This is a genomic window from Gloeothece verrucosa PCC 7822, assembly GCF_000147335.1.
Classification (GTDB): Bacteria; Cyanobacteriota; Cyanobacteriia; order Cyanobacteriales; family Microcystaceae; genus Gloeothece; species Gloeothece verrucosa.
On record NC_014501.1, the window covers coordinates 1,259,650 to 1,274,327 of the forward strand.

Consider the following 14,678-nt stretch of genomic DNA (forward strand, 5'->3'; position numbering starts at 1 on the left):
ACGCGCACGGTTCAGGGCAAGCTTTGCCCACCCTACAATTATTCCCAAAATATCTCAGATAAAATAGAATCTATGTCAGCAGTAAAAGGACACTCATTAGGAAACTGAGTATATAAATAAGTATCTTGACATTCGATTAAAGCATCTTGACAAACTTCAGGAAATATGTCTAAAAAATAGTTTTTCAAACTCGGAGACTGTTTCAATAAATTGCCTAACTCTCTTCGTTGTTCTCTAATGGTTAACTCCCATCCTCGATAATAATCTGAGTTTGTAACATATCGTCGCTTAAGGAGATGAGCAATTAACACCCTAAGACGGCTTTTTAATTCCCGTTTATCCCGTCCTGACAACCCCTCTAACTCCTCTAACAAATGCTCGATATCAACATTTTGAAAGTCTCCTGTCTTCAGTTGATTAATGGTCTCTATTAACCACAAATTAAAATCTTGAGCATATAAATTTTTATTGATTAAATTTGAGGTCATATACTTCACTATTTAACCCTAGATAAATTTTTAAATTTTGAATTATTTACACTTTTCCAAACCGCCTTTCTCGTTGTTGATAATTTAATAATGCTAGATGAAACTCTTTACGATCAAAATCCGGCCACAGGGTTTGAGTCACATAAATTTCAGCATAAGCTAACTGCCAGAGCAAAAAATTACTAATTCTCATCTCGCCACTGGTACGAACCAATAAATCTGGATAGGGCACGCCGCTAGTATACAGATGACGCTCAAAAAGGGCCTCATCAATATCCTCTGGGTTAATTTCTCCCTGTTTAACTTGAGAAGCGATCGCGCGGCAGGCTTGAATAATTTCTTGTCGTCCGCCATAATTAGTAGCAACAGAAAACTCGATGCCGGTATTCTCTTTTGTCTCCTGCATAGAACGGTCTATCTCATCCTGTAGAGAAGAGGGCAAAGCTTCCAAATTGCCCACAAAGCGAATTCTCACATTCTCTTCCATCATTTCCTTAAGTTCTCGCCTTAAGACCCGTTCAAACAAAGTCATCAAAAATTCAACTTCTTCTATAGGTCTGCCCCAATTTTCCGTAGAAAAGGCGTAAGCGGTTAAGGCGGGAACTCCCCAATCACGACAACAGCGCAACAAATCTTTAAGCGCGTCTACTCCTCGTTGATGACCTAAAATCCGAGGAAGACCTCGCCGTTTTGCCCAGCGGCCATTCCCGTCCATAATAACCGCCACGTGCTGCGGCAGACGGGTTTTATCGAGATCAGTGGGTAACTCTTGTAACACAATAGGCTTAACTGTCATTTCTTCTTTTTAAAAATCGATGACGTAAACTCGACAACAGGCTCTAGCAAAAGGCTAAAACGACCTAAACCAGGAGCAACAGCTTCTCTTTCTACTGAAGGAGAAAATCTTTCTTCTAATAACTCTTTTAGTTTACTGCTTGTGAGGGGCCGATTGAGCAGGCCTCTTTCTGCTAAAGAGATCGAGCCGGTTTCTTCAGAAACTACCACACAAATACAATTTTCGACGCGCTCTGTAATCCCCATTGCGGCGCGGTGGCGGGTTCCGAGTTGTCGAGATGCCGTTCGCTCGGACAGAGGTAAAATGACTCCAGCAGAAACAATTCGAGAACCTCGGATAAAAACGGCTCCGTCATGAAGTAAGGTCTTGGGTTGAAAAATGGTTTGGATTAGTTCTTTGGAGACTTCTCCATTGATCCCCACCCCACCATTGACAAATACTCGTGTGTCTACTGTACTAGCTGTCTCTAATACCATGATAGCTCCTGTACGGTTTTGTGACAGTTCTTTGACTGCATCCACAATTTCATCAATCACATTGTCGGGTTTAGGAGCCGGAGAACGGCGTTGAAACAATTGAAGCAGATGGCCTTGTCCCAACTGTTCCAAAAAGCGGCGAAATTCTGCCTGAAAAATGACAGCCATCGCCACTGCCGACCCTAGCACTAATTTTTCCAACACAAAACTTAATAATGTTAAGCCCAATTTGTGGCTGATTACAGCCGCCAGCATTAATATGATTAAGCCTCTGACCATCCATAAGGTACGGCGTTCGCCAATGACTAGAAGCATCAAATAGGTCAAGGCGAGAACTAATCCAATATCAACGCTGTTTTGAATCAGCCAAGATGGGAGACGAGGGTCAGGAAAACCCGACATGAGAATGATAAATGATAAAGTATCAATGATGAATTACAGTGGGCAATTTTAATCTACCTTGATTGTTCGTCACCTAGAAGTTAGGATTAACAAACAGATAAAGAAAAGGATTTGGCTCACTTATAGATTACAAGCAATAGCCTACCTTGGTTCTTTATTTATTTGGGAAATTTGCCAGTTTTTCGGGGAGGCGATCACAGCGCAGCACATCTTCATAAGTTTCGCGCTGCAAAATGAGATTGGCTTCTCCTTCATTGACCAGCACCGCAGCCGGACGAGATAAGCGATTATAGTTAGAAGCCATACTGTAGTTGTAAGCTCCTGTCCCCATGACCACCAGAATATCCCCGGGTTCGGTTTTGGGCAATAGAGCCTCTTTAATTAGAATATCTCCTGACTCACAATGTTTGCCAGCAATGGTGACGGTTTCTGTGGCCGCACTCGACATTTTATTGGCAATAATCGCCCGATATAAGGATTGATAAGTAATAGGACGCGGATTATCTGACATTCCCCCATCTACCGCGATGTAAGTGCGAAGATCGGGAATTTCTTTACGACTTCCTACGGTGTAAGCAGTGACACAAGCTGATCCGATCAGCGAGCGCCCAGGTTCAGCCATTAATTTCGGTAGAGGGATTTGTTGAGCTTGACAAGCTTCGCTGAGGGCGGTTGCTACGTTTTTTACCCATGCTTCAATAGTTGGGGGGTCATCTTTTTCGGTGTAGCGAATGCCTAACCCGCCTCCGATATTTAATTCTTCAATGGGTAAACCTCGCTCTAGAGCGGCTTTCATACAGCTTACCAAGACGGCGGCTAAGTCGTAATGCGGCTGTGTTTCAAAGATTTGAGAGCCGATATGGGCGTGTAAACCAATGCAGTTAAAGACAGGATTTTCGCTAACGTAGGTTAAAACTGCCTCTAATTGATGGGGATCAAAGCCAAACTTACTATCTAAATGTCCGGTGCGAATATATTCATGGGTATGACATTCAATCCCAGGAGTCAAGCGCAACATGATTCTAATGGATTTTGAGCGATTGCCGCCTAATTTCACCAGGGTTTCTAACTCTAACCAGTTATCAACAATGATGGTACAACCGGAATCTAGGGCAAAATTCAGTTCACTCTTCGATTTATTATTGCCGTGAAAATAGATTTTTGTGGCAATTTCTTGGTCTAATCCCATCTGTTCGAGGGTTTGTAGGGTGGTGTACAGTTCTCCGCCGGAAACCACATCAAACCCCAAGCCTTCTGAGGCGATAATGGCACAAACCGCCATACAACTCCAAGCTTTTGAAGCGTAAATGACTTGAGACTGGCCAGGATAATATTTTTTGAATGCTTCTCGGTACTGTTGGCAGGCTGTTCTGAGAGTGAATTCATCTAAAATGTACAGAGGAGAGCCATATTGCTGTACTAAAGTGCTGATCTCACATCCCCCAATTTCGAGACAGTCACGACTGTTGACTTTAGCGGTGAGGGGGAGAAGTTGCTGATTGGGTGAGAGAGGGGACTCATCGGTCGTCCCTTGAGGTAAATATTGATCTCCTGAATTTTGGGGTTTGAAATCAGTTGTCAACATATATTAATGTTTTTTTAGTTGTCCGTGGTTAGTTGTTCAGTGCGAGTGTGCAAAATACCCAGTTATTCCATTGTACCCCTAGAGCTACATTAAACTAGGTTGATTCAGTTAACCTCCCAAGATCAGCAGTTAGTATTGAAGAAATCGCCCAAATTCTCGGCTTTCTCTAACACTTATCTTTCAATTATTTGTCAGAATTAAGATCTTACTGTCTATTGAGCTTTGATTTTTGGGAAGTCCTAGTATACCGTTATACCTAATTGACTGATGAAAAAACGTGTTACTTTAACATTTGGCAGAAATAATGTTTATATGCCAGTGACATATATTCTGGCTAAAGATTTTAATGTTGCTGCCAATATTATCCGCGCCCAAGTTGCACCGAATCAAGTAGGAAAGTTGGTGGTAGAGTTATCAGGCGATATTGATGAGTTAGAAGCGGCGATCGAATGGCTGCGAGCGCAAAATATTACGGTTTCTTTGGCCAGTCGAGAGATTCTGATTGATGAGGAAAGTTGTGTTCACTGTGGGTTATGTACGGGTGTCTGTCCGACAGAGGCGCTCAGACTTGAACCGGAGACGTTTAAGTTAAAGTTTGTGCGATCTCGTTGTGTGGTTTGTGAGCAATGTATTCCCACTTGTCCGGTTCAGGCGATTTCTACTAATCTTTAGGAGTAATTAATGATTTATTCTTAATAAGCCGCATCTCTATAAAAAACCCCCTTTCCATCTAAAAAAGGGGGCAAAGTCTGAGAGATTTTCTCAAAATAGGCTTTATGCCGCTTCGTCACCACCTTTTCTAGGTGCGATAACCGATAAAATGAGTTGACTAGGGTCATCAAGACAGGTGACACCTTCTGGTAATTTCAAGTCTCCGATGGATACCGAGTCGCCAATGCCTAAAGGACCCAAATCAATATCAATTGCCTCGGGAATACTCTCAGGCAAACAATCTACAGCGATGGAACTAATTACCTGTTCGATCAAACCGCCTTGCTTAACCCCAGCGGCCTCTCCTACTAAATGCAGGGGCACAACCACCTCAATTTTCCCGTGAGCCGCTACTGAGAAAAAGCTCAAATGATACACCGATCTTTTCCAAGGATGAATTTGCACTTCTCTAATGAGTGCCTTGCCACTCCAAGGAACATCAGGGATATTAACATCCACTAAAGTATTATTAACAGAAGCTTTTTTTAGTAACACTTGAGCATCTTTTTCTTTAACCGTTAAAGAAATTGATTCAGTGCCCTTATGCCCATATAAAGCCGCAGGAATTAACCCCTGACGACGTAAAGCATTTGGCTTGCTTCCTTCTGGTCTTTTTTGACATTCAATGGTAACTTGCATAGTTGTTTAACGGGTAATGGATAATAGATAATTGTTAAGGGTAATCGGCAATTGTAAATTATCCTTTATTCTCTACCTTACTGACCGGCACTCCATTGGCATCGAGTAAAGCTCGTTTGGGACCGTGAATCGGGTCTTCTACAATGATAGTTTGGTCACGACTTGCCCCCAGAGAAACGATCGCAATAGACACCTCCATCACTTCGGCCAAAAACTTCAGATAGTCTAAAGCGGCTTTGGGTAAGTCTTCTAAAGACCGACAATTAACGGTTGATTGTTTCCAACCCGGTAAAGACCGATAAATCGGTTTACAACGGGCAAATTGATTGGCATCGGTGGGAAAATGATCACAGGTTTGACCATCGAGTTCGTAGGCCACACAAACTTGAATTTCGTCTAATTCATCGAGGACATCTAACTTAGTAATAGCTAAACAGTCTATCCCATTGATCCGAACCGCATAACGACCGATCACCGCATCAAACCACCCGCAACGGCGACGACGCCCGGTTGTGGTGCCAAATTCGGCCCCGCGATCACACAAAATTTCTCCCATTTCCCCCATTAATTCAGTGGGAAAAGGGCCTTCTCCTACGCGAGTTGTATAGGCTTTTGCTACTCCAATGACTCTATCGATCACTGTTGGACCAATGCCTGCACCCACACAAGCGCCCCCGGCAATGGGGTTAGATGAAGTCACATAAGGATAAGTCCCGTGTTCTAGATCAAGTAACGTTCCCTGGGCCCCTTCAAAAAGAATATTTTTCTTTTGTTGAATAGCCTCATAAATTTTCAGAGAACTGTCAATGACATACGAACGCAATTGTTCGGCATATCCTAAATATTCATCTATAACCTGATTTGGGTCTAGGGGAGATAAGTTATATAACTTTTCTAAGACGGCATTTTTATAGTTAATCGTCCATTCTAACTTTTCTCGTAGGTCATTAGCATTCATTAAGTCCACCACCCGGATACCTGTCCGTTCGGACTTATCCGCATAAGTGGGACCGATACCCCGCCCTGTTGTTCCCAATTTATACTTGCCCCGACGTTCTTCAAATGCGATATCAATCACACGATGATAAGGCATCGTTACATGGGCTGTTTGGGATATAAATAAATTGTTAGTGGAAACATTAAGAGCATGGAGTTGCTCTATTTCTTCTAACAAAACGGCTGGATCTATGACTGTTCCGGAGCCGATGATACACTCTGTTTCAGGATATAAAATTCCTGACGGGATCAGATGTAGTTTAAAGACTTGTCCCTGCACAACTACGGTATGCCCCGCATTTGCGCCACCTTGGGAACGAACCACTACATCGGCTGAACGGCTTAAGAGATCCGTTATTTTTCCTTTTCCTTCATCGCCCCATTGGGCGCCTATTACAATAACGTTAGCCAAGGGTTTTTTTTCAGCTAAAGTTCACACAAACTACCATTATCAGTTATTGACGAGCAACTTGTCAAGTCAACAGTCAACCCTAAACCGTAAACCGTTAAGCTATACTCGGTATAATCCCGGTTTTTATCGCATTTTTTGAATTATGCAGTCAATTAATCTTAATAAAGGCATTAAATTAATTTTACTTGGGTTATCTCTCCAAATAGCGCCTTTAATCGTTTGGGGTGTTATTTCTAAGTTGCTAAATTTATCTAATATTTCTGGATTTCAATCATTGATAGTAGGGTTCTTCGCCCTATTAACATTAATACTTATCATTGCTGGTTATGTTATTTCTATTCGAGGGTGTGGAATTCAGGCAAAAATTAAAGGATATCCTTTTTTTGTCGGCGTAGTATTAGGATTGCTAAGTTTTTTGGGAATATCTATTTTAGTGCTTCTTCATCCGAAAGAAAATTCACCTTTATTGAATTCTGTTCGGATGAGTGATAATCCTTTTCAAAATATTAATTTACTTCGCTGGTTTTTGGCTTTGTATTCAAGTGCTATCATAAGTGCTTTGGGTATTTTATTTATCGGAAAAATTTTTAACATTGATTTTTTGTTAGATAAAGTTAATCCAGACCAGCCAGACTACAATTTAGTAACTTTTATTTGTTTGCTTATATTTATTTTTTGGGTGTTTAAAGATTTAAAAATTTGTGGATTTAATCTTCAGTCTATTAATTATATTTTGGGGTTTCAAAATTTGAGACATCAAGATTTTAACTTGGCTTTAGTAGTTAGTTTTTTCTATTTTTTGTTTGCCGGATGGGTAAGAATTATTTTTTATTATCTATCTTGGTATTTTCCAAACTATATTGAAAATATATTAAATGAACCCAGTCAAGATCTAGTAAGCAATCCTTTTTTGAATTTTATTATTCAAGATTTAATTATTAATAATTTATTGATATCTATATATTTAGGTTTAATAGCCCAAAAAATAGCAAACAAATTTGGAATCATCAAAGGAACTTTAATTACATCATTACTATTTTTACCAATATTGTTTTCAAGTCCATCTTATATAATCGGTTTAATTGGGCTTTTATTATTAACTCTTTTATATTATAAAACTAAAACCTTAATGGTTCCAATTTTAATTGAAATTCTTATTGGTTTATTTTTCATAACTTATTCCCAATCCGATCCCGTTTCAATCTACTTAGCCAAGTCTAATATACTCATTGACGAATATCAAAAATTAGTAGAGTCTCAAATAGGTATAACCTGGCTTAGAATAGCTATTTCCACTCCTTTTATCATTTATTTTATCTACAAAAACTTTCCTAAACAAAATCAAGTTTTACCTTATTTTGCCAATAAAGCAAAAGCTGAAAACAACGGCAATCTCTAATCTAATCATCAACTTAAAATAATAAGCTAGAAACTTCAAGAGTAATATGAGGAAAAGCTAGAGGAGAAATGATACCACTGGTTAATAACTGTTGAAATTGATAATCTCCATTAAGGGGGTTCCGATAAATGATTAACTGTTGAGCGCGTAAATTAGCTACCCAATAATCTTCAATTCCTGCCTCTGCATAAGCAAGACGTTTATCTTGAGTATCTTTTTCTAAACTGATATTAGCAAATTCAATGATTAAATAAACATCAGCCGCAGTGGGATGAGATTGACGGTAAGAACCCGGTTTTACAAGAGCAATATCGGGTTCAGGTTCGCTGGAATTGCTAATGGTAATAGGTTTACCTTCACTGACTTGAACTGTAGCACCTAATAAAATACGAAACTGCTCGCCAATAGTGCGATTAAGGTCTGCATGAAGAGGACTTTCTGGAGATATTTCAACAATTAAACCTTTTAGTAATTCTACCCGCCGCTCAACCAATAACCCTGTATTGATAATAGTGTGGTATTCCTGAACATTCCAACGGGTAATAGTAATAGTCATAGTCTTATCAATTTTTCAATTAAGCTAATTATCTATTGTATTTTAAATCATGCCAAGCTTGAATAAGATTAAGTTGCATGAGAGCCGCTACTCCATTAAGGGTTTTTAATTCGGGAATATTAGGATTTAATTTAAAAGCCGTATCGAGTGCTTTTTCAGCTTGAGCAGGTTGCCAGTCATACAGATACACAAAAGCCAGATAGGCATAATGATAGGGATTATTAGGAGCGAGTTGAATCACTTCTTTAAAAGCCGCTATTGCTCCTTTTACATCCTGTTGAAGTACCCGAGATATAGCAACCCCATAAGCTAAATCAATATTTTTCTCTTCTTTTAATCGATAAGATAAAGCCATTTCAGTTTGTTTTACATAATCATTAGTAGCATCATATTGATTAATCCTTTCTGTTAACTTAAAAACCGGTTCTAACCCTTTTACCCCTTGGGCTAAATTTCTCGTGGCTTCTCTTAATTGAGTGACTAAATCTAATTCGGGTGCCGGGGCGGCTTTAGCATTTGCATCAAGAGTAATGGTTATAGAATTATGATTAATAGGATAAGTTTCACCGCTATCACGGTTTAAATAAGTGGCTTCGAGGCTATATTCTCCAGGCGGAAGAGTTGCCGGAGCAAGCATAGCTGTTCTTTCTATCACCTCAAAAGGTTGATTTAACTGATCGGTTTTAAGAAAGTTTGAAGATAATGCCCCCATTCCCACACCATGATCATGTAACCATTTAGCGGCTGAGTTTTTGTGTTGCCAAGTTAAAATTAAAATACCAGATTTTAATTGATTCCATGAACCTGTCCAAGTATAAGTAACCGGAATCGGTTGGCCGGCTGGCACTTTTTCGGGAATAATTATATTGTCTAATTGAACTCTATTTCGAGGTGCAGAAAAGGGTTTAACTTCTAGAGTTGGTTCAAGACGATGATAAAGAGATAGGGTACTTTCATCAGGAAGCGGCCAACGTTTTATCAATCCAAAATCCGAACCTTCCTCAATTCGTTTAACGATGCTTTTTTGAGCTTCAGGGACAGATCCTTGATTGCCAGTTTTGGTGATAAACCAATCTAAAGATCGCGCATCTTGTTCGACATTTTGTTGTTTAACTCCTACTTGTCGCCCGATTACTTGCCGCTTCACTTGTCCACCATAAAAAGAAAAATTATGTTGATTAAGTTGCAGCGTTGAAGGTAATACCCCAAGGGTTGAGCGAAGATAAGGGGAAGTATGGACAATTTCGGCAATCACCTCAGCATTTGGCCAGGGTTTTCCGAGATAGGGGTGATGTTCCATTTCAGGACTGAGAATATTGGCAATCACACCACCACCCAGAGGAAAAATATTAAATAGCATTAACAGAGTCGCTATGGCTATTGTGCCCCAACGGATCAACCTTTGCCAACGACCACGCCAAGACAATAAACCAGCCGCTAAAATTAGAGAAAAAACGGGATATAACGGCAAGGTATAGCGGTCATCTTTATTAATATTGAGAGAGGATAATAAATAACCCCCGATTAAAAATACAGCTAACCAAAACCACTTAGAATCAATAAGCTTTAAATTTCCTTTTTCCCCGCTTTGATGAAGAGTATTCTCATTTTTTTTCCTACCTCGCCAATAGATCCAACCCATCAAAAAGCCAACAATAGGAACTAATAACAACGGCCAAGAGAGAAAATAAGGAAGAACTTTAGCGTAATAAGTCCAAGCGTCTATACTGTTTAAAGGTGGATCTCCTTCGATCAAAGCAGAATCAATAGTTGCCCGTTTGCCTGACGTTAACATCAATAACCAATTAGTACGAGACCAAGGCCAGATAATAATTGCCGCTATCCCTGCACTGACTAATAATTGAATGACTTGTAAGCGACGACGACGGATCACCGAATAAATTCCTGCCCAAAGCATCGGCAAAAACAGAAAAAAGAGGGCAGTTTGTTTAACCATCAAAGCCAATCCAAAAGACACCCCAAAAGCAATAGCCCTGATCCAAGACTGGCGAATAATTAAACCGCCTTTGCGCCTTTGCGTGTTGGCACTCCGCCCAAAAACCAACAATTTTTCCTCAGAAAAAAACCACAGCGTTAACAAGCAAAAACTAAAAGTAACAATAGCCGTGAGGGGAAAATCCAATAAAAAGTCTAAACGATAAAAATACAATCCCGGCATTAATAAACATAATCCAGCCGCCCACAAAGCAACTGAAGCATCAAAAAGAATAATCCCTAACCCATATACCCCCACCAAAAGCATGGCGCTAAAAACCTGCATGACCAGGGTAGCGGCATCGAGGCTAACCCCGAAAAGATTGAAAAAAGGAACCGTCAAAATATAGGTTAGAGGCGGAATTTTAGGAGACAGTAACCAAAGATTGCGCCACCAATCACTATTAAACCATTGGGGAGATTGTAAGGCTTGCCAGTAAAGAATAGAACCGTTTAGATAATCTGCCGGATCCCAAGCCGGTACTCCATGATCTAAGGCAAACCAGAGACGATCGCAGATTGCCCCGGCTAACCAGATTATCCCTAGAATCCATACTCCTTTGGCGGCTTTGATCATTGGTAGAACCCTCTATCTATCCAGCTATACAGACCTCTTTGAGCCGAGTTTTGAGCCAAGATCGCACAATAGATTTATGGTCCAATTCTGTTGACATTTTGCTCTCAAAATGAGATTATCTACAGGGGTATTATAACGTCAATGCACCTAATCTCAATTCGTAAGCTTCGTAATGATGCTGCTCAATATCCTGATGTTAACAAGCAAATCGATAATTGGTACACAACTGTTAAGAAGGCTCAATGGCAAAACTTAGAGGATCTTCGTAAGATTTACCGAGATGCTGAAGCAGTTGGTAACTTTACAGTCTTCAATATTAAAGGTAATGACTACCGTCTAATTGTCGGGATTGATTACGAAAACCAAGTAATTTTCTACAAATATTTCCTAACTCACGCTGAATACGATCAAGAAAATTGGAAAAATGAGCCTTACTTTTGACCAAAATGCTTATCGGAATTTACTAGCCGAAGTTGCGCCTAAAGTAATTGAGACTGAGGAAGAATATGAACGTACGCTTGCTATCGTGGAGCGGCTAACTTTCTCTAAAAACCGTACTCCAGAAGAAGCCGTTTTACATAAGTTGCTCGTGCAAATTATTGAGGTATATGAAGAGGAAAATTATCCGCTTAACCCATCGACACCTCACCAGATTCTTCAACATATCATGGAGTATTCCGGCACACGTCAAGCTGATTTAGTAGGTGTGATTGGATCAAGTGGCGTTGTATCTGAGGTTGTTAATGGCAAGCGTTCCATTAGCAAGGCACAAGCGAAGGCACTAGGAAAATATTTCAAGGTTTCACCAAGTTTATTTATTTGAGTCACTGGTGTTAGGAGCCGCTTGCATATCTTATTAATTCTAAAAGTAGGCAAAATTGGAACTGATGTTAAACCTTTTTCAGGAGGTTATTGCCAACCCTTCGCTGCCCCTTCGCTACGGCTTAGTCCTAAGTGAAGCGAAGGATCAGGCTTAGGGCAAGCTTTACCCACCCTACATTAATCAAAACTCTTATTCGTAAGTCAAAGTCCCTTCAATATTAGCGATATGCTCATCTAAGACTATATCGGTTGAAATATAACTCTGTTGATCAGCGCGTTCACACTCAGCAGAAAGTATATAAGCTTTGGTACTGAGCAACTGTCCTAAACCAACTGCCCTACAGGTTTGAGAAAAATTATGGTCACCCCAAGATAATGTTCCATCCAGATTACCAATAAATTCATCTAAGTTGAGGGAACTATCGACATCATCGCCGTAACTGGTGTCGCAGTTGGCTATTAGCGTGGAACCTTTAAGCTCAATATCTTCACAAGTGCGGCTAAATTCGCCTGTGGCCATCGCGCCTTTAACCATCAAGTTGAAAGACAAAAGAAAAGCAAATAAAAATGCTACAGCAACTTTTAGGAGTAGCTTAATTTTCTTCATATTCTGTTAACCTCAAAAACTTTTTATTCCTAGATTAATCTGGGAAATTTCATCTTAAATGCTACCTTTTTTCCGAGAATACTGTCAATAATCCTTTTCTATAATTTTTGTTAAATTTATATTTAATCCTCATTTATAATAATAATTTTTGTTAAAAAAACTGCCAAAAAACCCTTTGATGTATCTAAAATTTTTTGAGAAAAAAGGGTGAGCCGCACCCACCCTAAACTTAACTTATAAATCCCCAAAACCTTTTTTCTTCTTGGGCTTTTTCTTGCCGGCTTTTTTAGCACCGCCACCGGCATAACCTCGGAAACCCGGGCCAGGGCCGCCCATTCCGGGCATTCCTCCCATTCCGGGCATTCCTCCCATTCCGGGCATTCCCGGCATAGCCGGCATTCCGCCCCGTCCCATTTGCTGCATCATCCCCCGCATTCGGGAAAAGTTCTTAATTAAAGCGGAGACATCCGACTCACTATGACCAGAACCTTTGGCGATACGGCGACGGCGGCTAGGAGAACTGGCCAATAAATCCGGATTGGTGCGTTCTTCGGCAGTCATGGAGTTAATCATTGATTCAGTGCGTTTTAACTCGGTTTCTCCCTTAGCAATATCGGCCCCACTGAGTTTCCCCATACCGGGAATTAACTTTAAAATCCCGCCTAATGACCCCATATTTTTTAATAACTTCATTTGTTTGAGGAAGTCATTAAAGTCGAACTGCGCCTGCAAAATCTTCGACTGCATTTTCTCAACATCGCTGAGGTCTAATTCTTCCTGGGCTTTTTCTACCAGGGTAATAATATCCCCCATATTGAGAATACGAGAGGCCATGCGGTCAGGATAAAAGGGCTGTAAGGCTTCTACCTTTTCTCCAACCCCGACAAATTTAATCGGTTGACCGGAGACTTGCCGCACAGAAAGGGCTGCCCCGCCGCGCGTGTCCCCATCTAATTTCGTCAGGATAGCCCCAGTAATACCGATTTGTTCGTGGAAGGTGTGGGTTAGGGTAGCGGCTTCTTGCCCAGTCATGGAATCCACCACTAACAAGGTATCATGCGGCTTAACGGTAGCTTTGATGCGGGCTAGTTCTGCCATCATATCTTCATCAATTTGCAGCCGCCCCGCCGTATCGATGATGACTGTATCGACTCCTAATTCTTTGGCTTTTTGTACCCCTTGACGGGCAATTTCAACCGGGTCGGCCTCTGTCCCTAATTCAAAGACCGGTACATCAATCTGTTGCCCTAACGTGATTAACTGATCAATTGCCGCAGGACGATAAACGTCTGTGGCGACCATTAAACAACTGCGATTTTCTTTGCGTAGGAATAAGGCTAGTTTAGCTGTAGCGGTGGTTTTCCCCGTTCCCTGTAGCCCTGCCATTAAAATAACGGTGGGTGGGGTGGACGCTTGGGCCAGGGGAACATTACTTTCCCCCATCACTTTGACTAATTGGTCATAGACAATTTTAATAAACTGTTGACCGGGGTTAACCCCAGAAATCACTTCCGCCCCTAAAGCTTGCTTTTCTACCTCAGCGATAAAATTTTTCACCACTTGGAGGTTGACATCAGCCGAGATTAACGCCCGCCGCACTTCTTTGAGGGCATCTTGTATATTAGATTGGCTGATTTTATCCTGACCCCGTAATTTTTTCCAAGCGTCTTCTAAACGTTCAGCAAGAGCATCAAACATAATAGATGGTTAGTTATCAGTTGTTGTACTGGTTATTTATTACTTTTTTAACAATTTACAATACCAATTTAACCAAAAAATGTTACAATTTCCACCCTCCCTAACCCTGTAAATTATCTGTAGCAAATTTTAATAAAAATGGTATTTTTGTCCCTATTAGTATAGACTATCACACTTTGATCAAAGACTTTTGATAGACTCCCTAGTTAACGAACAGTCTGGTATGATGAATAAAGAAGGATAAATCGTTCATCTCTTTATACCAGAGACGGAAGTAGGGAAAGTTCCCGAAGGAACGCGCCTCATTTCTAGAAGACACACTAAGAAGGAGGCATTTAATGAAACCTAACTCTCTGATTACTGATTCTAAACAATCTCGTTTACAGCAGAAATCTCTTAATACGCTTAACCCTCAAGCCAAAGAATTTAATTTTGAGCTTTGGGCTACTTTGGTTCGAGCGCAAATGCGAGAAGTTCTGCGCCATACAGTTTAGTAATATTTGTGTCATTTTCACCAGT

Annotated in this window: 15 protein-coding genes and 1 riboswitch; of the genes, 5 read left to right on the forward strand and 10 right to left on the reverse strand. The window is 40.5% G+C overall.

All coding sequences use genetic code 11. The features are described 5' to 3' along the window. Window positions 1-38 precede the first annotated feature (38 nt). From CYAN7822_RS05590 to lysA, 4 genes are all read right to left on the reverse strand, one after another. Window positions 39-488, reverse strand: a complete 450-nt coding sequence (locus tag CYAN7822_RS05590; RefSeq protein WP_013321264.1) for a DUF29 domain-containing protein — start codon at window positions 486-488, stop codon at window positions 39-41. Window positions 489-534: 46 nt separating this feature from the next. Then, a complete protein-coding gene (gene uppS / locus CYAN7822_RS05595; RefSeq protein ID WP_013321265.1) occupies window positions 535-1,284 on the reverse strand; it encodes a polyprenyl diphosphate synthase in 750 nt (249 codons plus the stop codon). Then, entirely contained in the window at window positions 1,281-2,162 is an 882-nt protein-coding gene (gene cdaA, locus CYAN7822_RS05600) for a diadenylate cyclase CdaA (protein WP_013321266.1), read from the reverse strand. Before cdaA ends, uppS begins: the two co-directional genes overlap by 4 nt. A gap of 154 nt (window positions 2,163-2,316) precedes the next feature. Further along, window positions 2,317-3,747: a diaminopimelate decarboxylase gene (gene lysA, locus CYAN7822_RS05605; protein WP_013321267.1), complete on the reverse strand. Its 1,431-nt coding sequence runs from the start codon at window positions 3,745-3,747 to the stop codon at window positions 2,317-2,319. A 267-nt stretch (window positions 3,748-4,014) separates the two neighbouring features. Here lysA and CYAN7822_RS05610 point away from each other — a divergent pair, with 267 nt between their 5' ends. Continuing rightward, window positions 4,015-4,419, forward strand: coding sequence for an NIL domain-containing protein (locus tag CYAN7822_RS05610; RefSeq protein WP_013321268.1), 405 nt, complete (start codon window positions 4,015-4,017; stop codon window positions 4,417-4,419). A 102-nt stretch (window positions 4,420-4,521) separates the two neighbouring features. On the opposite strand, the gene CYAN7822_RS05615 is transcribed toward CYAN7822_RS05610, so the two are convergent. After that, window positions 4,522-5,097 carry a 50S ribosomal protein L25/general stress protein Ctc gene (locus CYAN7822_RS05615; protein ID WP_013321269.1) on the reverse strand — a complete coding sequence of 192 codons (576 nt, stop codon included), beginning with the start codon at window positions 5,095-5,097 and terminating at the stop codon, window positions 4,522-4,524. A gap of 58 nt (window positions 5,098-5,155) precedes the next feature. After that, window positions 5,156-6,505, reverse strand: a complete 1,350-nt coding sequence (locus tag CYAN7822_RS05620) for an adenylosuccinate synthase (protein WP_013321270.1) — start codon at window positions 6,503-6,505, stop codon at window positions 5,156-5,158. A gap of 142 nt (window positions 6,506-6,647) precedes the next feature. On the opposite strand from CYAN7822_RS05620, the gene CYAN7822_RS05625 reads away from it, so the two are divergent. Next, window positions 6,648-7,904 (forward strand): hypothetical protein, encoded by a 1,257-nt coding sequence (locus tag CYAN7822_RS05625; RefSeq protein ID WP_013321271.1) that lies wholly within the window; start codon window positions 6,648-6,650, stop codon window positions 7,902-7,904. Window positions 7,905-7,917: 13 nt separating this feature from the next. Here the strand turns inward: CYAN7822_RS05625 and CYAN7822_RS05630 are convergent, their stop codons facing one another. Then, complete coding sequence (locus CYAN7822_RS05630; protein ID WP_013321272.1) at window positions 7,918-8,460, reverse strand: Uma2 family endonuclease; 543 nt, start codon at window positions 8,458-8,460, stop codon at window positions 7,918-7,920. A gap of 28 nt (window positions 8,461-8,488) precedes the next feature. Further along, on the reverse strand, window positions 8,489-11,032 hold the full coding sequence (locus CYAN7822_RS05635) for a glycosyltransferase family 39 protein (RefSeq protein ID WP_013321273.1): 2,544 nt from the start codon (window positions 11,030-11,032) through the stop codon (window positions 8,489-8,491). Window positions 11,033-11,173: 141 nt separating this feature from the next. Between CYAN7822_RS05635 and CYAN7822_RS05640 the strand changes: the two genes are divergently transcribed. Beyond that, window positions 11,174-11,473 (forward strand): type II toxin-antitoxin system HigB family toxin, encoded by a 300-nt coding sequence (locus CYAN7822_RS05640; RefSeq protein WP_013321274.1) that lies wholly within the window; start codon window positions 11,174-11,176, stop codon window positions 11,471-11,473. After that, the gene (locus CYAN7822_RS05645) at window positions 11,457-11,855 is read left to right on the forward strand and encodes a helix-turn-helix domain-containing protein (protein ID WP_013321275.1); all 399 of its coding nucleotides are present in this window, start codon (window positions 11,457-11,459) and stop codon (window positions 11,853-11,855) included. Before CYAN7822_RS05640 ends, CYAN7822_RS05645 begins: the two co-directional genes overlap by 17 nt. A 189-nt stretch (window positions 11,856-12,044) precedes the next feature. Here the strand turns inward: CYAN7822_RS05645 and CYAN7822_RS05650 are convergent, their stop codons facing one another. Next, window positions 12,045-12,461, reverse strand: coding sequence for a mannose-binding lectin (locus CYAN7822_RS05650; RefSeq protein WP_013321276.1), 417 nt, complete (start codon window positions 12,459-12,461; stop codon window positions 12,045-12,047). Window positions 12,462-12,695: 234 nt separating this feature from the next. Continuing rightward, the gene (gene ffh, locus CYAN7822_RS05655) at window positions 12,696-14,159 is read right to left on the reverse strand and encodes a signal recognition particle protein (protein ID WP_013321277.1); all 1,464 of its coding nucleotides are present in this window, start codon (window positions 14,157-14,159) and stop codon (window positions 12,696-12,698) included. Window positions 14,160-14,403: 244 nt separating this feature from the next. Further along, window positions 14,404-14,461, forward strand: a riboswitch (Glutamine riboswitch). A gap of 36 nt (window positions 14,462-14,497) precedes the next feature. Between ffh and CYAN7822_RS38595 the strand changes: the two genes are divergently transcribed. Then, a complete protein-coding gene (locus CYAN7822_RS38595) occupies window positions 14,498-14,653 on the forward strand; it encodes a hypothetical protein (RefSeq protein ID WP_013321278.1) in 156 nt (51 codons plus the stop codon). Window positions 14,654-14,678: the final 25 nt, after the last annotated feature.

What these genes read in the sequence shown, in the direction of transcription:
- CYAN7822_RS05590 (WP_013321264.1), bottom strand. Translation starts at nt 488, where the DNA reads ATGACCTCAAATTTAATCAATAAAAATTTATATGCTCAAGATTTTAAT.
- uppS (WP_013321265.1), bottom strand. Translation starts at nt 1,284, where the DNA reads ATGACAGTTAAGCCTATTGTGTTACAAGAGTTACCCACTGATCTCGAT.
- cdaA (WP_013321266.1), bottom strand. Translation starts at nt 2,162, where the DNA reads ATGTCGGGTTTTCCTGACCCTCGTCTCCCATCTTGGCTGATTCAAAAC.
- lysA (WP_013321267.1), bottom strand. Translation starts at nt 3,747, where the DNA reads ATGTTGACAACTGATTTCAAACCCCAAAATTCAGGAGATCAATATTTA.
- CYAN7822_RS05610 (WP_013321268.1), top strand. Translation starts at nt 4,015, where the DNA reads ATGAAAAAACGTGTTACTTTAACATTTGGCAGAAATAATGTTTATATG.
- CYAN7822_RS05615 (WP_013321269.1), bottom strand. Translation starts at nt 5,097, where the DNA reads ATGCAAGTTACCATTGAATGTCAAAAAAGACCAGAAGGAAGCAAGCCA.
- CYAN7822_RS05625 (WP_013321271.1), top strand. Translation starts at nt 6,648, where the DNA reads ATGCAGTCAATTAATCTTAATAAAGGCATTAAATTAATTTTACTTGGG.
- CYAN7822_RS05630 (WP_013321272.1), bottom strand. Translation starts at nt 8,460, where the DNA reads ATGACTATTACTATTACCCGTTGGAATGTTCAGGAATACCACACTATT.
- CYAN7822_RS05635 (WP_013321273.1), bottom strand. Translation starts at nt 11,032, where the DNA reads ATGATCAAAGCCGCCAAAGGAGTATGGATTCTAGGGATAATCTGGTTA.
- CYAN7822_RS05640 (WP_013321274.1), top strand. Translation starts at nt 11,174, where the DNA reads ATGCACCTAATCTCAATTCGTAAGCTTCGTAATGATGCTGCTCAATAT.
- CYAN7822_RS05645 (WP_013321275.1), top strand. Translation starts at nt 11,457, where the DNA reads ATGAGCCTTACTTTTGACCAAAATGCTTATCGGAATTTACTAGCCGAA.
- CYAN7822_RS05650 (WP_013321276.1), bottom strand. Translation starts at nt 12,461, where the DNA reads ATGAAGAAAATTAAGCTACTCCTAAAAGTTGCTGTAGCATTTTTATTT.
- ffh (WP_013321277.1), bottom strand. Translation starts at nt 14,159, where the DNA reads ATGTTTGATGCTCTTGCTGAACGTTTAGAAGACGCTTGGAAAAAATTA.
- CYAN7822_RS38595 (WP_013321278.1), top strand. Translation starts at nt 14,498, where the DNA reads ATGAAACCTAACTCTCTGATTACTGATTCTAAACAATCTCGTTTACAG.